Below are 21,199 nucleotides of genomic sequence, written 5' to 3'. Positions count from 1 at the left end.
GAGGCCGGCACCCGACCGTGGGTCAGGCCGCCGGCCGGGTGTGGACGACGCGCTGCGGATACGGAATCTCGATGCCGTGTTCCCGCAGCGACCGCAGGATCGCCAGGTTCACTTCGGAGCGCAGGTTGAGCTGGCCGTTTTCCGGATCGGCAATCCAGTAGCCCAGCGTGAACTCGACGCCATCGGCGCCGAACGCCGACAGCGCTGCATTGGGCGCCGGATCTTTCAGCACACGCTCCTGCAGAACCGCAGCGGCCACGAGCAGCCGGCGCACCAGATCGACGTCGGTGTCGTAGCCCACCGACACCACCGTGGACTGCCAGACCTTGGGGTCGGCCAGCGAGAGGTTTTCCACCCGGTTGGTCACCAGCATCTCGTTGGGCACGATGGATTCGCGGCCGGTGGCCGAGCGGATCACGGTGTAGCGCATGGTGATGTCGGTGATGCGGCCCTCGAAGTTGTCGATCCGCACGTTGTCGCCGATGCGCATGCTGCGCTCGGTCAGGATCACGAAACCGCTGACGTAGTTGGCCGCCAGCTTCTGCAGGCCCAGGCCGATGCCCACCCCCACCGCGCCGCCGAGCACCGACAGCGCCGTGAGGTCGATGCCCACCGCCGACAGCGCCACGATCAGGCCCAGGAACATCAGCACCGCGCGGGTCGCATTGCTCAGCGCCTTGCGCAGCGACAGGTCGCCGCCGACCGCCGAGCGCAGCAGCCGCGCCTCGATCGCCGCCGAGAGCCAGAGCGTCAGAATCAGCATCGCGCCGGCCGTGAGCGTGCCCTCGATCATGGTCCGCAGGCTCACGGTGCTGTTGCCGATGTGCCAGGTGATGTCCTCCATCTCCGCCAGCACCAGCGGCAGCAGGCCGCTGACCCAGAGCACCATGACACCCCAGGCCAGCCAGGAAATGGTGCGTTCCATCACCCGCACCCAGGGCGCCTGCGAAAACGCGGCCTGCAGCACCTTCACGCCCAGCCGGATCACCAGCAGCGACACCAGCACCGGAATCGCCACCTTGAACACGGCCAGCGGCAGCTCGGATGCAATCACGCCACGCGCAACCAGGGCAAAGACCAGCAGCAGCAAGGGAAACAGCACGCCGTCGATCACCTGGCGCCCGAACAGGATCGAGGACCGGTCGTCCTGCTTGTTCAGCGCCTTGCGCAGCAAGGCCGCCAGGCCCCAGGCAGCCAAGACGCTCAGGCCCAGACCCACCAGTTCGATCCACACCGTGGCCTGCTTGAAACCCGCCAGCCAGGCGTCCAGGTCCTGGATCGGTGGCGGTGTTGTCACACCCTTCACCATTGCGGTGCCCTCTTCTCGATGAAGGCCTGCACGCCTTCCTGCGCCACGCCGTGCACCATGTTGCAGGCCATGGTCTGACCCGCCAGCTGGTAGGCCGACTCCATGCCGGTTTCCAGCTGCCGGTAGAACAGGGTCTTGCCCATCGCGATGGCCTCCCGCGGCTTGCCCAGGATGCGCGCCACCAGGGTTTCGACCTCCGCGTCGAGAGCCTCGGCCGGCACCACCCGATTCACCAGCCCGCGCTCCTTCGCTTCGGCGGCCGAGATGAAGTCGCCGGTCAGCAGCATTTCCATCGCCTGCTTGGGCAGCATGTTGCGCGAGAGCGCGACACCGGGCGTGGCACAGAACAGGCCGACGTCGATGCCGTTGACGCCAAAGGTCGCGCCGTCGGCCGCCACCGCCAGGTCGCACTGCGCGACCAGCTGGCAACCGGCGGCCGTGGCCAGCGCATGCACCCGGGCGATCACCGGCACCTCCAGCCTGCGCAGCGACATCATCAGCTTCGAGCAGGTCGCGAACAGCGACTGGTAGTAAGCCAGTTCGGGCCGTGCGCGCATCTCCTTGAGGTCGTGCCCGGCGCAGAAGGCCCGGCCTTCGGCGGCGATCACTACCACGCGCGCGCCGGCGTCGGCGGCGACCGCATCGACCGCGCGCTGGAAGACAGCCAGCATGGCCTCCGACAGCACATTGAAGGCCTTGGGGTGGTTCAGGGTCAGGGTGTGCACGCCGCGCTCGTCGCGGCGGTGGATCAGGATGTCGTCGCTCATGTTGAAGATCGGGAGACGGTTCAGAGATCGGCCAGCGCGCGCAGATGGGCCTCCACGCTGCGGGCCAGGGCGCCGAGGTCGTAGCCGCCTTCGAGGCAGCTCACGATGCGGCCCTTCGCGTGGCGCCGGGCCACTTCCTTGATGCGTTCGGTGATCCAGGCGTAGTCGTTCTCGACCATGCCCAGCTGGCCCATCTCGTCGTCGCGGTGGGCGTCGAAACCGGCGCTGATGAAGATCATCTGCGGCTTGTGGGCGTCCAGCCGCGGCAGCCACATCATGTCGACCAGCTCGCGGATGTCCATGCCCCGGGTGTAGGCCGGCACCGGCAGGTTCACCAGATTCGGGGCATTCGAATGGTCCCAGGGCGGATAGAACGGGTGCTGGTAGAAGCTGCACATCAGGATGCGCTCGTCGCCCGCGACGATGTCTTCGGTGCCGTTGCCGTGGTGCACATCGAAGTCGATGATCGCCACGCGCTCCAGGCCGTGGCGCTCCAGCGCGTACTTGGCTGCGACCGCCACGTTGTTGACAAAGCAGAAGCCCATCGCCTGGTGGCGGGTCGCGTGGTGGCCGGGTGGGCGTACCGCGCAGAACGCGTTGGCCAGTTCACCGGCCATCACCGCGTCGGTCGCGTCGATGGCGGCACCGGCGGCGACCAGGATCGCGTCCCAGGAATGGATGTTGATCGAGGTGTCGGGGTCGATCTGCGCATGGGTCGGACCGCCGGCGGCGATCTCGTCGCGCAGTCCGTCGGAGAGCCCGCGCAGCGAGGCCAGGTGCATGCGGCCGTGGGCCAGTTCCAGCTCGGTCATCGACGCCGGCGTGGCGTCGCGGCGGACCAGCGCCGCGCCCAGTCCGCTGGCCAACAAGCGGTCTTCGATCGCGTCCAGCCGCGCCGGGCATTCGGGGTGCCCCGGACCCATTTCGTGTCTCCGGCAGTCCGGGTGGGTGAAATAACCGGTGGCCTGACTCATCGCTTTTTTACGGTAAGGTTCACGGATGCATGCCGATACAAAAATCCGACAGCTTCTGGACCAGCTTAACACGGTCATCGTGGGCAAAGCCCCCCAGGTTTCCGACTGCGTCGGCTGCCTTCTCGCTGGAGGACACCTGCTGATCGAAGACGTTCCCGGCGTCGGAAAAACCACGCTGGCGCATGCCCTCTCCCGCTCCTTCGGCCTGCAGTTCGCGCGGGTCCAGTTCACCGCCGACCTGATGCCCAGCGACCTGGTGGGCGTGTCCATCTATGAGCGCGGCCGCGAGGCCTTCGTGTTCCACCCCGGCCCGGTGTTCGCGCAGGTGCTGCTGGCCGACGAGATCAACCGCGCCAGCCCGAAGACGCAGAGCGCGCTGCTCGAAGCGATGGAAGAAAAGCAGGTCACGGTCGAGGGCGAGACCCGCACCCTGCCGCAGCCTTTCTTCGTCATCGCGACGCAGAACCCGTTCGACCAGCTGGGCACCTACGCCCTGCCCGAATCGCAGCTGGACCGCTTCCACATGCGCATCTCGCTGGGCTATCCGGACCGTGCCGCCGAGCGCGAACTGCTGCGGGGTGCCGACCGGCGCGAGCTGATCGAACAGATGCCGGCCGTGCTGACGCCGGACGATCTGGCCCGGCTGCAGGCCGAGGTGCAGGCCGTGCACGCGGCCGAGCCGGTGCTCGAATACCTGCAGGATCTGGTGGCCGCCACCCGCTCGGGCCGCTGGTTCGCGCAAGGCCTCTCGCCGCGCGCCACGCTGGCGGTGCTGCGCGCGGCCAAGGCGCAGGCCTTCCTGCAGGGTCGCAACTATGTGGCCCCCGACGACATCGCAGCGATCCTGCCGCAGACCGTGTCGCACCGCCTGATTCCGGTCAGCGACGCCGGCCGCGGTGCGACCGAGCAGGTGCGGGCCATGACCGACGCCACGCCGCTCCCGTGAACCCGCTCGCCCCGCTGCGCCAACGCCTGCGCCGCTGGTTCCACGAGCGGCTGCCGCGCACCGACACGCTGGTGCTGAACCAGCACAACGTCTACATCATGCCGACCCGCGCGGGCTGGATGCTCGCCTTCACGCTGTTGGTCCTGCTGGTGGGCAGCATCAACTACCAGCTCAACCTCGGCTACCTGCTGACCTTCCTGCTGGCCGGCAGCGCCGTGGTCGGCATGCACATCTGCCACGCCAACCTGCGCGGCCTGTCGCTGCACCTGACACCACCGGCGCCCACCCATGCCGGGCAACCGGCGGTGCTGGGCCTGCGGCTGGGCAACGACCGTTCCAACCCGCGCCACGGCATCGGCGTCGGCGTGACCGCCGAAGAACTGAAGGACGACACCCACCTGGCCTGGACCGATGTGCCGGCGCAGGGCACCACCACCATGCAGGTGGCCTGGGCCGTGCCGCGGCGCGGGCTGCACGCGCTGCCGGCGCTCACGGCCGTCACCCTGTTCCCCCTGGGCACCTTCCGGGTCTGGACCATCTGGCGGCCGGCCGCGCAGCTGCTGGTCTATCCGGCCCCCGAACCCCACCCGCCGCCGCTGCCACCGGGCGAACCACAGCCCGGCTTCGCCGGCAACGCGCGGGTGCAGACCACCGGCGAATTCGACGGCGTGCGCGCCTACCGGCGCGGCGACCCGCAGAAGTCGATTGTCTGGAAGAAGGCCGCACAGACCTTCGCCGCCGGACGCAACGACCTGGTCAGCCGCGACGCGCTGTCGACGCAGCGCCAGCAACTCTGGCTCGACCACAACCATTGCGGCGCACCGGACATGGAGGCCCGCCTGTCGCGGCTGACGGCCTGGGTGCTGATGGCCGAACGCATGGGGCTGGACTACGGTCTGCGCATTCCCGGCCACGAGTTCCCGCCGGACCAGGGCGCCGCCCACCGTTCGCGCTGCCTGGAAGCGATGGCCTTGGCATGAAGCAGCGCTTGCTTGGCTTCTCTGCCGCATTGCCACGCGACACGCGGGACACCCTGTTCCTGCTCGCCGTCATCGCGTGGGTGATGCTGATGCAGGTGCAGCACATCCCCTGGTGGTGTTCGGCGCTGACCACGGGCGTGCTGCTCTGGCGCGCGTCACTGGCCCTGCGCGGCAAGCCCCTGCCCGGCTGGCCCTGGCGTGTCGGTCTGCTGCTGGTGACGGTGACCGCCACCTGGTTCACGCACAAGACGCTGCTGGGACGCGATGCCGGGGTCACGCTGATCGTCGTGCTGCTGGCGCTCAAGACGCTGGAGCTGCGCGCGCGCCGCGATGCCTTCGTGGTGTTCTTCCTGGGCTTCTTCACCCTGCTGACGCACTTCTTCTATTCGCAGTCGCTGCTCACGGCAGCGGGCATCCTGATCGCGCTGCTGGGCCTGCTGACGGCCGTGGTCAATGCCCACATGCCGGTCGGCCGGCCACCGCTGCTGCAGATGGTCGGCATCGCCGCGCGCATGGCGGCGCTGGGCGCGCCGATCATGTTCGTCGCCTTCATGCTGTTCCCGCGGCTGTCGCCGCTGTGGGGCATGCCCGGCGACAGCACGGAAAGCCGCATGGGCCTGTCGGGCAACATGCGCGTGGGCCAGCTCGCCGAACTGGCGCTGGACGACCGCATCGCCTTGCGCGTGCGTTTTGACGGGTCGCCGCCCCCGCAGCGGGAGCTGTACTTCCGCGGCCCGGTGCTGACCAGCTTCGACGGCGTCGACTGGAAGCCGCTGCAATCGGCCTTCCCGGCCTACATGGAGCTGCAGGCCGACCTGAAGGTGTCGGGCGATCCGGTCCGCTACGAGGTCACGCTGGAGCCGACCATGCGGCCCTGGCTGCTGATGCTGGAGGCGACGACCAGCGCCCCCGACCTGCCCAACTACAGGCCGTTCATGACACCGGAGCTGCAATGGCTCACGCGGCGTCCGATCACCGAGCTGCTGCGCTACCGCGCCGAGAGCCACACGGCGTTCCGACACGGGCCACTGCTGCCCTCCCTGGCGCTGGAAGACCAGACCACGCTGCCGCCGGGTTTCAACCCGCGCACGCTGGCCCTGGCGCAGAGCATGCGCAAGGAGTTCGGGACCGGACCGCAGTCCGCGCCGGCACTGATCGAGGCGACCCTGGCGCGGCTGCGCACCGGCGGGTATTCCTACGCGCTCGACCCCGGCGTGTACGGCCGCCACACCGCCGATGAATTCTGGTTCGACCGCAAGGAAGGCTTCTGCGAGCACATTGCCTCCTCGTTCGTGATCCTGATGCGGGCCCTCGACATCCCGGCCCGCATCGTCACCGGCTACCAGGGTGGTGAGCTCAATGTGGTCGACGGCTACTGGGTGGTGCGCCAGCGCGACGCCCACGCCTGGGCCGAGGTCTGGCTGGAAGGCCGGGGCTGGGTGCGGGTCGATCCGACCGGCGCGGTAGCCCCCGGTCGCACCGGCTCCGTGGAACGGCTGCGCACCCCCCAGGGGGCCATCGCCACCGCCCTGGGCACGATCGACCCGACGCTGGTGCAGCGCATGCGCGACGCCTGGGATGCGGTGAACAACGGCTGGAACCAGTGGGTGCTCAACTACACGCAGGGCCGCCAGCTCGACCTGCTCAGGAACCTCGGCTTCGAGTCGCCCAGCTGGACCGATCTGGCCTATGTGCTGATCGGCGTGGTCGTGGCGGTCAGCCTCGCCGGCGTGGCTTGGACGTTGTGGGAGCGCCAGCAGCACGACCCATGGCTGCGCACGCTCGCCCGTGTACGGCGCCGCCTGGCGGCAACCGGACTCACCGCGGCCGAGCACAGCACGCCGCGCGAGCTCGCCCGTGTCGCGTCCGCACACTTCGGCGACAACGATTTCACGCGGCAACTGGGCGCCTGGCTGTTGCGGCTGGAAGCCCTGCGCTACGCACCCCGCAGTGGCGATACGCTGGAGTCCCTGCAATCCGAACTCCGACAGATCGCCTGGCCCGCACGGGCAACACGATGAGCGCCCGATACCCCTCCTTCCTCCGCCTGTGGGCCGCTGCCATGGTCCTCTTCGCTCCGCTGGCGCAGGCCAGCGGCGACACCCCGCCCGCAACGGCCACCGCGACCACCGAGATTGCCGTGTACGCGCAATCGCCCGTCGCCATGGCCTTCGCCGAGGATCTCGCGCAACGCCGAGGCCTGGATGTGCAGTGGGTGCGCCAGCAGATCGGCGCGGCCCGTCGCCAGCCCAGCGTGATCCGTTTCTCGTTGCCGGTCGCCAAGGCCGCCTACAAGAACTGGGCGGCCTACCGCGCCCGCTTCATCGAGCCGGTGCGCCTGCGCGCCGGGCAGCGTTTCTGGGAAGCCAACCGCGACACACTGGAACGCGCCGAGCGCGAATTCGGCGTGCCCGCCAGCCTGATCGTCGGCGTGATCGGCGTCGAGACGATCTACGGCCAGCACACCGGCAACTACCGCGTGATCGACGCGCTGGCGACGCTGGCCTTCGACTTTCCGGCCAGCCATCCACGGGCCGAAGCCCGTGCCGAATTCTTCCGCAGCGAGCTTGAGCAATTCCTCAGCCTCACGCACCGCACCGGCATGGACCCGCAGGCCGTGCGCGGCAGCTACGCCGGCGCCATGGGCTGGCCGCAGTTCATGCCCAGCAGCTGGGCCCGCTACGCCATCGACTACGACGGCGACAGCAAGGTCGACCTGTTCAACAGCCAGGCCGACGTGATCGGCTCGGTGGCCAACTACTTCAAGAGCTACGGCTGGCAGACCGGGCAGGCGACCCACTACCCCGTGACCTTCGACCCGACCCGGCTCGACAAGGAAGGGCTGCTCGCGCCGGACATCCTGCCCAGCTTCAGCGTCGAGAGCTTCAGTGCCAGGGGCGCGGTGCTCGATGCCGAGGGCCAGAAGCACACCGGCAAGCTGGCGCTGATCGAGCTGCAGAACGGCGACCCGGCCAACGGCGGATCGGCACCGACCTATGTGGCGGGCACCGACAATTTCTATGCGGTGACCCGCTACAACTGGAGCAGCTACTACGCCATGGCGGTGATCGAGTTGGGCCAGACCATCGAAGCCCTGGTCAACCGCCGACCGTAACCGCTTGAAGTTATGCCCACCTGGGCACCGCCGGACCGGCTCTGCCGGACGGCCAGTGCCGCCCCCTTGAGGGGGTAGCGCGAAGCGCTGCGGGGGTGTTGCAAATCACGCCCAGGGCCCGATGCGGATGTCCACCGCCATGCTCTCTTCGCCGCCACCGCGGCGCAGCCCCTTGATCGGCAGACAGGCGCTGTAGTCGGTGGCCGCCGCGAGCCGGATGTGGCGTTCGTCGGTCGGGCAGCGGTGGGTCACGTCCAGGCTGATCCAGCGCCGGTTCACCGGGTCCATGCAGACGTCGGCCCAGGCGTGGCTGGCCAGATCGGGCTCGTTGGCCGCGTAGAAATACCCGCTCACGTACCGCGCCGGCAGGCCGATGCTGCGGCACACGGCCACCATCACATGGGCCTGGTCCTGGCAGACGCCCAGCTCCCAGTCGAACGCTTCGAGCGCCGTGGTCTCCACCCCGGTGCTGCCCTTGCGGTACTGCACCTTGTCGCCCACCGCTCCCGCCAGGGCCACGAGGTCGGCCACCGAGGGCAGCTCGCCCCGCGCCAGCGCCGCCATCAAACCGGGCACCACCTGCAGTGCCCACATGGCCATGCGCGGGTGCGGCTCGGCCAGCGGCGTGGACCGAAGGTAGAAACCGGGCGGCGGCAGCGTCGGCGGATCGGTGAACTCGGACACGCCATGGGTCAGCACCGTGCCCCGCCCGGCAATGCTGTTCTCGCGCAGGTCCTGCTCCGGCCGGGCCGAGAGCGAGAAGCTGTGCACGCGGTTGCCCTCGATGTCGGGCTGGCTGTGCAGCGTGCCGGGCACGCGCAGCTCCCAGTACTCCACGCTCTGGCAGGCGCTGCTCACCGGCCACAGGTGCAGCGACTGCACCGTGTAGAGCAGCGGCTGGCTGTAACGGAAAAGGGTGTTGTGGTGGATGACGAGTTTCATGCGGGCTCCGGGTTGCGCCGGGGACCCGCATGGTACCCGGACGAGTCAATGCACCGAGGGGACGAGGAAGTCCTGGCTGATGCGGCCACCCAGTTCGTTCACCCGGTCGAGGAACTGGGTGAGGAAGGCGTGCAGGCCGGTCGAGAGAATCTCGTCGATGCGCGCGTACTGCAGGTCGGCCTTGAGCTTGCCGGCGCGGCGCTGGGTCTCGCCCGAGATGTCGTTGGCCACGACGCTCAGGTTGGCCACCACCTCGTTCATGCTGGCCGCCAGGCTGCGCGGCATGTCCGGGCGCAGGATCAGCAGCTCGGCCACGCGCTCGGGCGTGATGACGTCGCGATACACCTTGCGGTAGACCTCGAAGCCGGACACCGAGCGCAGGATCGCGCTCCAGTGGTAGAAGTCGTATTCCTGATCCTGCTCGCTGGCGGCACCGAAGAAGTCGCTCTGCACCGCGTGGAACTTCACGTCCAGCAGACGCGCGGTGTTGTCGGCCCGCTCCAGGAACGAGCCCATGCGGTAGAAGTGGAAGGCCTCGTCCTGCAGCATCGTTCCCACGGCCACGCCGCGCGAGAGGTGCGAACGGTGCTTGACCCACTCGAAGAAGGCGCCCGGATCGCGCTCGAAGTCGTTGGACTTGAGGTAGCCGGCCAGCTTGAGCCAGGTGGCGTTCTGCGTTTCCCACAGTTCGGTGGTCAGCGCGCCGCGCACCGCCCGCGCGTTCTCGCGCGCGCCCCGCAGGCAGGACACGATGCTCGACGGGTTGGACTCGTCGCGCACCATGAAGTCCATGACGTTGCGCGCCGTGATGTCCTGTCCGTACTTGGCGGTGTAGCTGGTCATCAGCTCGCTGATCGACAGCAGACCCTGCCAGCCGACCTGCGCCACGGCGGCGGACTGCGGCAGCAGCGAGGTCTGGTAGTTCACATCGAGCATGCGCGCGGTGTTTTCGGCCCGCTCGGTGTAGCGGGACATCCAGAAAAGGTGGTCGGCGGTACGCGAAAGCATGCTCAGTTCTCCAGAATCCAGGTGTCTTTGGTGCCACCACCCTGTGACGAGTTGACGACCAGCGAGCCTTCCTTGAGGGCCACGCGGGTCAGGCCGCCGGGCACCATCTGCACTTCCTTGCCGCTGAGCACGAAGGGCCGCAGATCGATGTGACGCGGGGCGATGCCGTTCTCCACATAGGTCGGGCAGGTCGACAGGCTCAGCGTGGGCTGGGCAATGTAGCCGTCGGGCTTGGCCTTGACCACGGCGCGGAACTCGTCCACCTCGGCCTTGGTCGAGGCCGGGCCGACCAGCATGCCGTAACCGCCGGCGCCGTGCACTTCCTTGACCACCAGCTCGGCCATGTTGTCGAGCATGTACTTCAGGTCGTCGGGGTTGCGGCCCATGAAGGTCGGCACGTTGTTGAGGATCGGTTTCTCGCCCAGGTAGAACTCGATCATCTTGGGCACGTAGGGGTAGATCGACTTGTCGTCCGCCACCCCGGTGCCCACCGCGTTGCAGATCGTCACGTTGCCGCTGCGGTACACGCCCAGCAGGCCGGCGCAGCCCAGCGTCGAGGTCGGGCGGAACACCAGCGGGTCGAGGAAGTCGTCGTCGACGCGACGGTAGATCACATCCACCCGACGCGGCCCCTTGGTGGTGCGCATGTAGACGAAGTTGTCCTTGACGAACAGGTCCTGGCCCTCGACCAGCTCGACGCCCATCTGCTGCGCCAGGAAAGCGTGCTCGAAGTAGGCGCTGTTGTACATGCCAGGCGTGAGCACGACGACCGTCGGCTCGGCAGTGGTCGCTGGGCTGACGGCGCGCAGGGTTTCGAGCAGCAGGTCGGGGTAATGCGCCACCGGCGCCACGCGGTTCTGGGTGAACAGTTCGGGGAACTGCCGCATCATCATCTTGCGGTCTTCGAGCATGTAGCTCACGCCGCTGGGCACGCGCAGGTTGTCTTCGAGCACGTAGTACTCGCCCTCGCCCTGCGCGTTGGGCGCGCGCACGATGTCGATGCCGGAAATGTGCGAGTACACGCCGCCGGGCACGTCCACGCCCATCATCTCGGGGCGGAACTGGGCGTTCTGGAAGATCTGGTCGGCGGGGATGATGCCGGCCTTGACGATCTCCTGCCCGTGGTAGACGTCGTGCACGAAGCGGTTGAGCGCCGTGACACGCTGCACCAGTCCGGCCTGCATGCTCTTCCACTCGTGCGCCGGAATGATGCGCGGGATCAGGTCGAACGGAATCAGCCGCTCGGTGCCGGCGCCGTCCTCGTCCTTGGCGCCATACACCGCGAAGGTGATGCCCACGCGGCGAAAGATCATTTCCGCCTCTTCGCGGCGGGACGCCATGACCTCCTCGGGTTGTTGCGCCAGCCACCGAGCGTAGTTCTGGTAGTGGGCCCGTACCTCGCTGGGCGAGGCGTTCATTTCGTCAAACATCGGTCGGCTCATGGGCTTTTCTCCTGCTCTCAGCATAGCAAGGAGTGGGCCAGTGCTCAGAAACCGGCCTCTCCTTCGTCTGTCACCACCATGGTCTCTGCACCCGGATGGTGCCAGTAGCGGCGGGCCATTTCGCGGTGGCAAAGCACCTGATCGGGCGCATCGCTGCGCCATGTGGCCGCACCACATTGGGGCGAACTCTCCCACCGCATGCCGCGCGCCTGGTAACGGTCGATCACCAGCGGGGCCGGGTGTCCGAAGCGGTTGCGGTAACCCGACTGGATCAGAACCACCGAGGGTTGCAGGGTATTGAGCAGCACCGGACTGCTCGACGATGCACTGCCGTGGTGCGGCGCGATCAGCAGGTCGGCCCGCAACCCGGGTTGCGCCACGGCCAGCCGGGTTTCGCGTTCGGCGTCCAGGTCGCCGCTGAGCCAGGCCGAGCGCCGCCCGTTGTCGATCCGCAGCACGCAGGACATGGCGTTGGTCGAGAGCCGCCCCTCGCCATCCGGCCCGTAGAGGTCGGGCGCCGGGTGCAGCACCTCGAACGACACGCCATCCCAGGTCCAGCGCTGCCCCGCCAGGCAGCGCTCGCCCTCGCCGAACGAGGCCAGCCAGCGCGCCGCCGGCCAGGCCGCGCGCACTGCCGCCGAACCGCCCGAATGGTCGCTGTCGCGGTGGCTCACGACCACGGTGGCCGGCGCCTCGCCCAGTGCGCGCAACAGCGGCACCACGACGCGGTCGCCCGCGTCGCTGCCGGCGCCATAGCGCGGCCCGGTGTCATAGAGCAGGCTGTGGCCGGCGGTGCGCACCAGCAGCGCGCTGCCCTGCCCCACATCCACCGCCATCACCTCGAACTCGCCCGCCGCCGGCCGCGCTGGCGACCAGAGCAGCATCGGCGCCACCATCAGCAGGCCCGCCGAGCGCAGCACCAGCGGCAGGCGCAGCATCAGCAGCAACCCGCCCAGTACGCCACACACCGCCAGCGGCCAGGGCGGAATGGGCCGGAACACCGCAGCCCAGCCCCACTGGTTCAGCCATTCCAGCAGCGCCACCAGCCACTGCACCACGAGCGCGGTCGCATCCCACAGCGGCGGCACCACCACGCCCAGCATCGCCAGCGGCGTCACCAGAAAAGTCACCCAGGGGATCGCGAACAGGTTGGCGATCAGGCCCACCACCGACACCTGGCCAAACAGCAGCAGGCCCAGCGGCGCCAGCGCCACCGTGACCTGGCCTTGTTCCCGCAGCAGGGCCAGCGCCGGCCGCAGGACACGCCGCCAGCGCGGCAGGACCTCGTTGCCGGAACGGTGGCGAACGCGCCCCGGATCGTTGGCCGCGAACAGGATGCCCACCGCCACGAAGCTCAGCCAGAAGCCCGGCTGCAGCAAGGCCCAGGGGTCGAGCAGCAACACCGCCACCATCGCCAGCAGCCAGACCATCGGCCAGGGCCAGCGCCGGGCCGAGAGCCTCAGGCCCACCACCAGCGCCAGCATCAGCACCGTGCGCTGCGCCGGCACGCCCCAGTCGGCGAACAGCGCGTAGGCCGCCGCCGCGATCACCCCGCCCCAGCCCGCGGCGACCGGCGCCGGCAGCGCCATCAGCGCCCCTGGCCAGACGAACGCCAGACGCCGCCAGCCCGCACCGATCCACAAGGTCGCCAGCCAGGCAAAGGCCGTGACGTGCAGGCCGGAGATGCTCATCAGATGGGCCACGCCCGTCTGGCGGAACAGCGCCCAGTCCTGGTGATCGATCGCGCTCTGGTCCCCCACCACCAGCGCCGCGAGCACGCCGGCACTGCGCGGGTCCGTCACCCGGGCCGCAATGCGTTCGCCGACCCACTGGCGTGCGGCCTCGACCGGGTGCAGACCCGGGCGGCCCAGCCAGACCGGCGGCGTGTCGTGCGGGCCGTCGCGCAGACTGCCGGTGGCGCCGATACCCTGCTCCCAGAGCCAGCGCTCGCGGTCAAAGCCATACGGGTTCGACTGGCCGTGCGGCCGGCGCAGCCGCACCACCAGGCGCCAGGCGTCGCCGGCCCGCCAGGCCCGACCCGCGGCCGGACCGTGGAAATCGCCAATCAACAGGCGGGGTGGCACGCGGACCGCCTGTCCATCCCGCGTGGCACGGTCGACACTGAATTCAAAGCGGTCGCTGTCCGCACCACGCTGCGGCATGGACGCGATCTGGCCGTCCAGGGTGATGTCCACGCCTTCGAGGCCCGGGGCCAGCGCGTGTGCGGCGAAATGCACCGCGCGCAGACCCGTCCACCCGCCGGCCGCCAGTGCCCCGGCCAGCAGCCCGGCCGCCACCGGGACCAGGGCATGCCAGCGCCGCCGGTGGGTCCAAGCCGCGAGCAAGGCCAGCAAGGCCGCGACCAGGAGCAAGATGGCGTAGGTCGATCCGGTCCACAGCCGCGCCTGCAGCAGCTGCAGCGCTACGCCCAGCACCACGCCGGGCAGCGCTGCCCACACCGGGTGCATCATGGTCAGCCGGGCTGGCTGCAGTCCCGTGGCGCGGGACTTGCTAGTTCGGATCGGGCGCGTGCGGGTTGCCGCACCGGCAGCCTGATGTTCATTGTTTGTGCCTCCCTGTTGAAAGTGATCCCAGCATGGCCATCCATGTCGCTCTGAGCCACATCACCCATTATCGGTACGACCGGCTGGTCAAGCTGGGCCCGCAGGTGGTCCGCCTGCGGCCGGCGCCGCACAGCCGCACCAAGGTGCTCTCGTATTCGCAGAAGGTCGAACCGGCCGGCCATTTCATCAACTGGCAACAGGACCCGTTCGCCAACTACCAGGCGCGCCTGGTCTTCCCGGAGCCGACCACCGAGTTCAAGGTCACGATCGACCTGGTGGTCGAGATGGCGGTGCACAACCCCTTCGACTTCTTCCTGGAGCCGCGCGCCGAGAAGTTTCCCTTCACTTACGAAGATGCGCAGAAGCAGGAACTGGCACCCTACCTCGCGGCCGCGCCGCTGACGCCGCTGCTCAAGCACTACCTGACCACCGTCGACCGCAGCGAGCAGCGCACCATCGACTTCCTGGTCGGCATCAACCAGAAACTCTGGAAGGACATCGGCTACACCATCCGCATGGAGCCGGGCGTGCAGACGCCCGAAGAAACGCTCAAGCTCAAGAGCGGCTCCTGCCGCGACTCGGGCTGGCTGCTGGTGCAGCTGCTGCGCCACCTGGGCCTGGCCGCGCGCTTCGTCTCGGGCTACCTGATCCAGCTCACCCCCGACGTCAAGGCGATCGACGGCCCCAGCGGGCCCGAGAAGGACTTCACCGACCTGCACGCCTGGTGCGAGGTGTTCCTGCCCGGCGCCGGCTGGATCGGGCTGGACCCGACCTCGGGCCTGCTCGCGGGCGAAGGCCACGTGCCGCTGGCCTGCACGCCACAGCCGTCCAGCGCCGCGCCGGTCGAAGGCGTGATGGACAAGTGCGAGGTCACCTTCAGCCACGAGATGAAGGTCACGCGCGTCTACGAATCGCCGCGCGTCACCAAGCCCTACACCGAAGACCAGTGGGCCGAGGTGCTCCAGCTCGGCGAACAGGTCGACGCCGATCTCGTCAAGCACGACGTGCGCCTGACGCAGGGCGGTGAACCGACCTACGTCGCCACCGCCGACCGCGACGCCGCCGAATGGAACACCGACGCGCTCGGGCCGACCAAGCGCGGCTATGCGACCGAGCTGGTGGGCCGGCTGCGCGAGCAATATGGCCACGGTGGCTTCGTGCACATGGGACAGGGCAAGTGGTACCCGGGCGAGCAGTTGCCGCGCTGGGCGCTGTCGATCTTCTGGCGCGCCGACGGCGAACCCTGCTGGAACAACCCGGCCCTGCTGGCCGACGAACGCGACGAGGCCCACTACACCGCCGACGACGCGCAGCGCTTCACCCAGGCCCTGGCGCGCAAGCTCGGCCTGTCGACCCAGTACATCACGCCCGGCTACGAAGACACCTGGTACTTCCTGTGGCGCGAACGCCGCCTGCCGGTCAACGTCGACCCGCTGGACAGCAAGCTCGACGACGAGCAGGAGCGCTCGCGGCTGCGGCGCGTCTTCGGACAGGGGCTGGACAGCGTGATCGGCTATGTGCTGCCGCTGCAGGCCTCGGGCCATGGCCCGCTGTCGAACAACGGCAAGAGCACCTACCACCGCGTCTCGGGCGCGATGTGGTCGACCGGTCCGTGGTTCTTCCGCGAAGAGCGCATGTACCTGATTCCGGGCGATTCGCCCATGGGCTACCGCCTGCCGCTGGACTCCTTGCCCTGGGTCTCCAAGGGCGACTACCCGTACCACATCGAGCAGGACCCGCATTCCGCCCGCGACCCGCTGCCCACCGGCACGGCACTGCGGCACCAGGTCCATCCGCATGCGGTCGGCGGCGGCTTCGCCGAAGGCGGCATGGTCTCGTTGCAAGGCACCGACTGGTTCGAGGAAGCCGAGCAGCGCGGTGAATCCGAAGCGCTGGGCCTGCGCCGTGGCCAGCCCCACCCGGGCGCCGCGCCCGCACAGGCGTTGTCGGCGCGCTTCCCGCAGCGCGGCGAATCGGCCGCCTGGCTGACCCGCACCGCGCTGGTGGTCGAAGCCCGCGATCCGCAGCGCGCCAACGGCCCCAAGGCCGAGAAGGACAGCGGCGGCAAGAGCCAGCACCTGTACGTGTTCATGCCGCCGATGCAGCGGCTGGAAGACTATCTGGACCTGCTCTCGGCGGTCGAGGCCACGGCCGACAAGCTGGGCGTGACGGTGGTGCTCGAAGGCTATCCGCCGCCGCGCGATCCGCGCCTGAAGATGCTGCAGGTCACGCCCGACCCCGGCGTGATCGAGGTCAACATCCACCCCAGCAGCAGCTTCGCCGAGCTGGTCGAGCGCACCGAGTTCCTCTACGAGGCCGCGCACCAGACGCGCCTGTGCGCCGAGAAGTTCATGACCGACGGCCGCCACACCGGCACCGGCGGCGGCAACCACTTCGTGCTCGGCGGCGCCACGCCGGCCGACTCGCCCTTCCTGCGCCGCCCCGAGCTGCTGGGCAGCCTGGTCGCCTACTGGCACAACCACCCCTCGCTGTCCTACCTGTTCAGCGGTCTGTTCATCGGCCCGACCAGCCAGGCGCCGCGGGTCGACGAAGCGCGCAACGACCAGCTCTACGAACTGGAGATCGCGCTGGCGCAGATCGAGAAGAACCGCGCCACGCACGGGGAGGACATGCCGCCCTGGATGGTCGACCGCACGTTGCGCAACATCCTGATCGACGTCACCGGCAACACCCACCGCAGCGAGTTCTGCATCGACAAGCTCTACTCGCCCGACTCGTCCACCGGGCGCCTGGGTCTGCTGGAGCTGCGCGCCTTCGAGATGCCACCCCACGCCCGCATGAGCATCGCGCAGCAGTTGCTGCTGCGCGCCATGATCTCGCGCTTCTGGCAGAAGCCCTGGATCGGCAAGCTCACCCGCTGGGGCACCGAGCTGCACGACCGCATGCTGCTGCCGACCTTCCTGCGCATGGACTTCGAAGACGTGCTGGCCGACCTGAAACAGGCCGGCTACCCGTTCGACATGGCCTGGTTCGAGCCGCACTTCGAGTTCCGCTTCCCGCTGATCGGCCAGGTCACCGCGCGCGGCATCGAGCTGACGCTGCGCAACGCGCTGGAGCCCTGGCACGTGATGGGCGAAGAAGGCGCCGCCGGCGGCACCGTGCGTTATGTGGACTCGTCGCTCGAACGCGTCGAGCTGCGGGTCTCGGGCTACAACGACAGCCGGTACGTCATCACCTGCAACGGCCGCACCGTGCCGCTGCAGCCCACCGGCTCGGCCGGCGAGTACGTGGCGGGTGTGCGCTACAAGGCCTGGAACCCGCCGTCAGCCCTGCACCCGAGCATCGGCGTGCACGCCCCGCTGACCTTCGACATCGTCGACACCTGGATGGACCGTTCGCTCGGTGGCTGCCAGTACCACGTCGCCCACCCGGGCGGCCGCAACTACGACAGCTTCCCGATCAACGCCTACGAAGCCGAAAGCCGGCGCCTCTCGCGCTTCTTCCAGATGGGCCATACCTCGGGCAAGCTGGTGCCGGGACCGGCCACGTCAAGCCGGGAATTCCCCTTCACGCTCGACCTGCGGTCCTGAGGGGGACGCGGGCATACTCGGACACCGTGAGCCACGACAACCCCGAGTCCCTCTTTGACGACCTGAGCCCCGACTCGCCCGCCGACTGGGCGCTGGCGATGTCGGTGCCCGCCGACCCGGGGCACCTCGACCGGCTGCGCGACGCCTCCGGGCATGGCCTGTCGCCGCTGTGGTCGCAATTCGTCGAACACGTGGGCACCGAAGGCCTGGCCGACCTGAACCGGCGCAACCACAACCTGCAGCGCCAGGTGCGCGACAACGGCGTGACCTACAACGTCTACGCCGACGCCTCGGGCCAGCAGCGGCCCTGGGCGCTAGACCTGTTCCCGATGCTGCTGGGCACCAGCGACTGGGCGCAGATCGAGGCCGGCGTGCTGCAGCGCGCCAAGCTGCTCAACGCCATGATGGCCGACCTCTACGGTCCGCGCGAACTGGTGCAGCGCGCCCTGCTGCCGGCGGCGCTGGTGCAGGGGCACCCCGGCTACCTGCGCGCGATGCAGGGTGTGACGCCGGTCGGCGGCACCTGGCTGCACATCGTGGCCTTCGACCTGGCCCACGGCCCGGACGGCCGCTGGTGGGTGATCGGACAACGCACCCAGGCGCCCTCGGGCCTGGGCTATCTGCTGGAGAACCGCATCGCGGTCGCGCGCCAGTTCCCCAAGGCGTTCTCGGCCATGAAGGTGCAGCGCCTGGCATCGAGCTACCGCGCGCTGATGGACGGCATCAAGTCGATGGCGCCCGAAGGCGAGGACGCCCGCATCGCGCTGCTGACACCGGGCCCCTACAACGAAACCTACTTCGAGCACGCCTACCTCGCGCGCTACCTCGGTCTGACCCTGGTCGAAGGCAACGACCTGACGGTGCGCGACCAGCGCCTGTACCTCAAGACCCTCAAGGGTCTGGAACCGGTGCATGCGCTGATCAAGCGGGTCGACGACGAGTGGCTGGACCCGCTGGAGCTGCGTGCCGATTCGGCGCTGGGCATTCCGGGGCTGCTGCAGGTGCTGCGCGCCGGCAACCTGCTGCTGGCCAACGCGCCGGGGTCGGCGCCGCTGGAGTCGAGCGCCCTGCTCGGCTTCCTGCCCGCGATCAGCCGCCACATGCTGGGCGAAGAGCTGAGCCTGCCCTCGCTGCCGACCTGGTGGTGCGGCGAAGACGCCGCGCTGCGCGAGGTGCTGCCCCTGCTCAAGGATGGCGTGATCAAGCCCACCTACCCCAGCTCGGGCCTGGACACCGCGATCGGGCAGAGCCTGAATCCGCGCGAGCTCGACGAATGGGCCGGCCGCATGGTGCGGCACCCCGACGACTACACCGTGCAGGCCTGGTTGCCACTGTCGCAGACCCCGACCTGGACCGGCGACCGCCTGCTGCCGCGCTCGTCGCTGCTGCGCGTGTTCGCGCTGGCCGACGGGCCACAAAGCTGGCGCGTGCTGCCCGGCGGGCTGGTGCGGCTGGCGCCGCGCGGGCAGCTGATGGCCTCGATGCAACGCGGCGGCAGCAGCGCCGACTGCTGGGTCGACACCGGCGGCGAAGTCGACACCACCAGCCTGCTGCAGTCGGCGCCGAGCACACTGGCGCTGGCGCACCACAAGCGCCCGGTCACCAGCCGCGCCGCCGAAAACCTGTTCTGGCTCGGCCGCTACACCGAGCGCGCCGAAAACGGCGTGCGCCTGGCGCGCATCGCGCTCGACCACCTCGGTGGCGAAGAGCCCAGCTCGCGCGCCCTGCTCGGCTGGCTCTCGGCCATCGCGGTGGAAAACGCGCTGGTGCTGCCCGACGTGCCCGCCGCCGAGCAGTCGGTCCGGGTCTTCGCGCGCGCGCTGATGGCCGGCCTCTCGCCCGATCCGGGCTCGCCGCTGCACGGCTCCAGCTTCAGCGTCGGGTTCAACCTGCACGCGCTGCGCCAGGCCGCCACCCAGGTGCGCGACCGGCTCTCGCCCGAACACTGGAACCTGATCGAACACGCCGACGCCGAATTCGCCAGCGACTGCATGGCCATGGCCGCCGACGCCGAGTACGCGACCACCGAAGCCATGGCCGCGCTGCAGAACGCCAGCGAGCGGCTGGCCGCCATCACCGGCGCACAGACCGACCGCATGGTGCGCGACAGCGGCTGGCGTCTGCTCTCGGTCGGTCGCCACATCGAACGCCTGATCACGCTCTCGCGGGCCCTGCGCCTCGCGCTTGAGCACCACAGCCTGGACGACCCGAGCGGGTTCGAGGCCGTGGTCGCGCTGTTCGACAGCACCATCACCTTCCACGCGATGTACCAGCAGCGGCGCGACATGGTGGCGCTGGTCGACCTGCTGGTGATGGACCGCGACAACCCGCGCTCGCTGGCATGGGTGGTGCAGACGCTGCGCGCGCGGCTGGCCAAGCTCTCGCAAAGCGCCACGCCGCAGGACGCCGTGCTGGCGCAGGGACTGCCCGACCCCGACGCCTGGGTGCTGACCGAACTCAGCGGCTGGGAACGCCACAAGGACGGCCAGCGCACCCACAGCGCGCTGCAGGCCCTGCTGGACGACTGCGAGGCCGCGGCCGCCGACCTCTCCGACGAGATCACCCGGCTGCACTTCAGCCATGCCGACCAGCGCCGCCAGAGCCTGGGCGCCTGAGCCCGACGCCATGGACCTGCGCATCGTTCACACCACCACCTACGCCTACCAGGGCAGCGTCGATCTCGCCCAGCACCTGGTGCACCTGACACCGGTCGACACCGCCAACCAGACCGTGCTCTCGCACGCGCTGCGCATCGACCCGGAACCCGCGACCCGCAACGACGTGCGCGACGCCTACGGCAACGTGTGCAGCTTCTTCTCGCTGCAGGCCCCGCACGAGACGCTCACGGTCGAGGCCGACTGCCTGGTGCGCACGCGCGTGCCGCGCCCGGTGCCCTCGGGCGCCACCTCGCCGGCCTGGCAGGCCCTGGGCTGGGAGGCCGTGCGCGAACAGTTCCGCTACCGCGCCCACGCGCCGTTCAACGCCGCCAGCGAATTCCTGTTCGCCTCGCCCCACGTGCCGCGCGACGACCGCTTCGCCGCCTTCGCCCGGCCCGCCTTCGCGCCCGGCCGGCCCATGCTCGAAGCCACCAGCGCGCTGATGCAGCGCATCCACACCGGACTCACCTACGAGACCGCCAGCACCGAGATCAGCACGCCGGCCCTGACCGCGCTCGCGCAGGGCAAGGGCGTCTGCCAGGACTTCGCGCACATCATGATCGGCTGCCTGCGCAGCCTGGGCCTGCCGGCCTACTACGTCAGCGGCTACCTGCTGACCCAGCCGCCACCCGGCCAGCCGCGGCTGATCGGCGCCGACGCCTCGCACGCCTGGGTCGCGGTCTACGTGCCCGAGCCCGCGCCGAGCGTGCCGGGACAGGGTGCCTGGTTCCACTTCGACCCGACCAACAACCGGGCCGGCGAGAACAGCCCCGGCGAAGACTATGTGCAGCTGGCCACCGGCCGCGACTTCTCCGATGTCTCGCCCATGCGCGGCGTGATCCAGGGCGGCGCGCAGCACACGCTGACGGTGGCCGTCACCGTCGCACCGCCCGAAGAACTCCAGGTCCTGCAGGCCGCGGATTGAACGCCCGCGCGGCGCCATT

14 protein-coding genes are annotated in these 21,199 nt (G+C 69.4%); 7 read left to right on the top strand and 7 right to left on the bottom strand.

The window, feature by feature from the left end; translation table 11 throughout:
- Window positions 1-22: 22 nt before the first annotated feature.
- The 3 genes from ACS5NL_RS04420 to ACS5NL_RS04410 are packed head-to-tail and all read right to left on the bottom strand — an operon-like array spanning window position 23 to window position 3,050.
- Complete coding sequence (locus ACS5NL_RS04420) at window positions 23-1,309, bottom strand: mechanosensitive ion channel family protein (protein ID WP_439352429.1); 1,287 nt, start codon at window positions 1,307-1,309, stop codon at window positions 23-25.
- The gene (locus tag ACS5NL_RS04415; protein ID WP_439352428.1) at window positions 1,303-2,076 is read right to left on the bottom strand and encodes an enoyl-CoA hydratase; all 774 of its coding nucleotides are present in this window, start codon (window positions 2,074-2,076) and stop codon (window positions 1,303-1,305) included. Before ACS5NL_RS04415 ends, ACS5NL_RS04420 begins: the two co-directional genes overlap by 7 nt.
- 20 nt (window positions 2,077-2,096) lie before the next feature.
- Window positions 2,097-3,050, bottom strand: a complete 954-nt coding sequence (locus ACS5NL_RS04410) for a histone deacetylase family protein (protein ID WP_439352427.1) — start codon at window positions 3,048-3,050, stop codon at window positions 2,097-2,099.
- 25 nt (window positions 3,051-3,075) lie between these two features.
- Here ACS5NL_RS04410 and ACS5NL_RS04405 point away from each other — a divergent pair, with 25 nt between their 5' ends.
- The 4 genes from ACS5NL_RS04405 to mltB are packed head-to-tail and all read left to right on the top strand — an operon-like array spanning window position 3,076 to window position 8,091.
- Window positions 3,076-3,996, top strand: coding sequence for an AAA family ATPase (locus ACS5NL_RS04405; protein ID WP_439352426.1), 921 nt, complete (start codon window positions 3,076-3,078; stop codon window positions 3,994-3,996).
- The gene (locus ACS5NL_RS04400; RefSeq protein ID WP_439352425.1) at window positions 3,993-4,976 is read left to right on the top strand and encodes a DUF58 domain-containing protein; all 984 of its coding nucleotides are present in this window, start codon (window positions 3,993-3,995) and stop codon (window positions 4,974-4,976) included. Before ACS5NL_RS04405 ends, ACS5NL_RS04400 begins: the two co-directional genes overlap by 4 nt.
- Complete coding sequence (locus tag ACS5NL_RS04395; RefSeq protein WP_439352424.1) at window positions 4,973-6,997, top strand: transglutaminase TgpA family protein; 2,025 nt, start codon at window positions 4,973-4,975, stop codon at window positions 6,995-6,997. The genes ACS5NL_RS04400 and ACS5NL_RS04395 overlap by 4 nt, the downstream gene beginning before the upstream one ends.
- A gap of 41 nt (window positions 6,998-7,038) precedes the next feature.
- On the top strand, window positions 7,039-8,091 hold the full coding sequence (gene mltB / locus ACS5NL_RS04390; RefSeq protein ID WP_439352423.1) for a lytic murein transglycosylase B: 1,053 nt from the start codon (window positions 7,039-7,041) through the stop codon (window positions 8,089-8,091).
- Window positions 8,092-8,196: 105 nt separating this feature from the next.
- Here the strand turns inward: mltB and ACS5NL_RS04385 are convergent, their stop codons facing one another.
- Genes ACS5NL_RS04385 through ACS5NL_RS04370 form a run of 4 tightly spaced genes read right to left on the bottom strand, consistent with a single transcriptional unit; the run spans window position 8,197 to window position 13,954 of the window.
- Complete coding sequence (locus ACS5NL_RS04385; RefSeq protein ID WP_439352422.1) at window positions 8,197-9,033, bottom strand: transglutaminase family protein; 837 nt, start codon at window positions 9,031-9,033, stop codon at window positions 8,197-8,199.
- Window positions 9,034-9,078: 45 nt separating this feature from the next.
- Entirely contained in the window at window positions 9,079-10,041 is a 963-nt protein-coding gene (locus ACS5NL_RS04380) for an alpha-E domain-containing protein (protein WP_439352421.1), read from the bottom strand.
- A gap of 2 nt (window positions 10,042-10,043) precedes the next feature.
- Complete coding sequence (locus tag ACS5NL_RS04375) at window positions 10,044-11,483, bottom strand: circularly permuted type 2 ATP-grasp protein (protein ID WP_439352420.1); 1,440 nt, start codon at window positions 11,481-11,483, stop codon at window positions 10,044-10,046.
- A gap of 44 nt (window positions 11,484-11,527) precedes the next feature.
- On the bottom strand, window positions 11,528-13,954 hold the full coding sequence (locus ACS5NL_RS04370) for a DNA internalization-related competence protein ComEC/Rec2 (protein WP_439352419.1): 2,427 nt from the start codon (window positions 13,952-13,954) through the stop codon (window positions 11,528-11,530).
- Window positions 13,955-14,079: 125 nt separating this feature from the next.
- Between ACS5NL_RS04370 and ACS5NL_RS04365 the strand changes: the two genes are divergently transcribed.
- The 3 genes from ACS5NL_RS04365 (at window position 14,080) to ACS5NL_RS04355 (ending at window position 21,180) form a co-directional block, all read left to right on the top strand.
- Window positions 14,080-17,598 carry a transglutaminase family protein gene (locus ACS5NL_RS04365; protein ID WP_439352418.1) on the top strand — a complete coding sequence of 1,173 codons (3,519 nt, stop codon included), beginning with the start codon at window positions 14,080-14,082 and terminating at the stop codon, window positions 17,596-17,598.
- A gap of 98 nt (window positions 17,599-17,696) precedes the next feature.
- Window positions 17,697-20,213 (top strand): circularly permuted type 2 ATP-grasp protein, encoded by a 2,517-nt coding sequence (locus ACS5NL_RS04360; protein WP_439352551.1) that lies wholly within the window; start codon window positions 17,697-17,699, stop codon window positions 20,211-20,213.
- Window positions 20,179-21,180 (top strand): transglutaminase family protein, encoded by a 1,002-nt coding sequence (locus tag ACS5NL_RS04355; RefSeq protein WP_439352417.1) that lies wholly within the window; start codon window positions 20,179-20,181, stop codon window positions 21,178-21,180. Before ACS5NL_RS04360 ends, ACS5NL_RS04355 begins: the two co-directional genes overlap by 35 nt.
- Window positions 21,181-21,199: the final 19 nt, after the last annotated feature.

The organism is Hydrogenophaga sedimenti (assembly GCF_051857515.1).
In the GTDB taxonomy this organism is placed as follows: Bacteria; Pseudomonadota; Gammaproteobacteria; order Burkholderiales; family Burkholderiaceae_C; genus Hydrogenophaga.
This window is presented reverse-complemented; position numbering and strand designations above follow the sequence as displayed.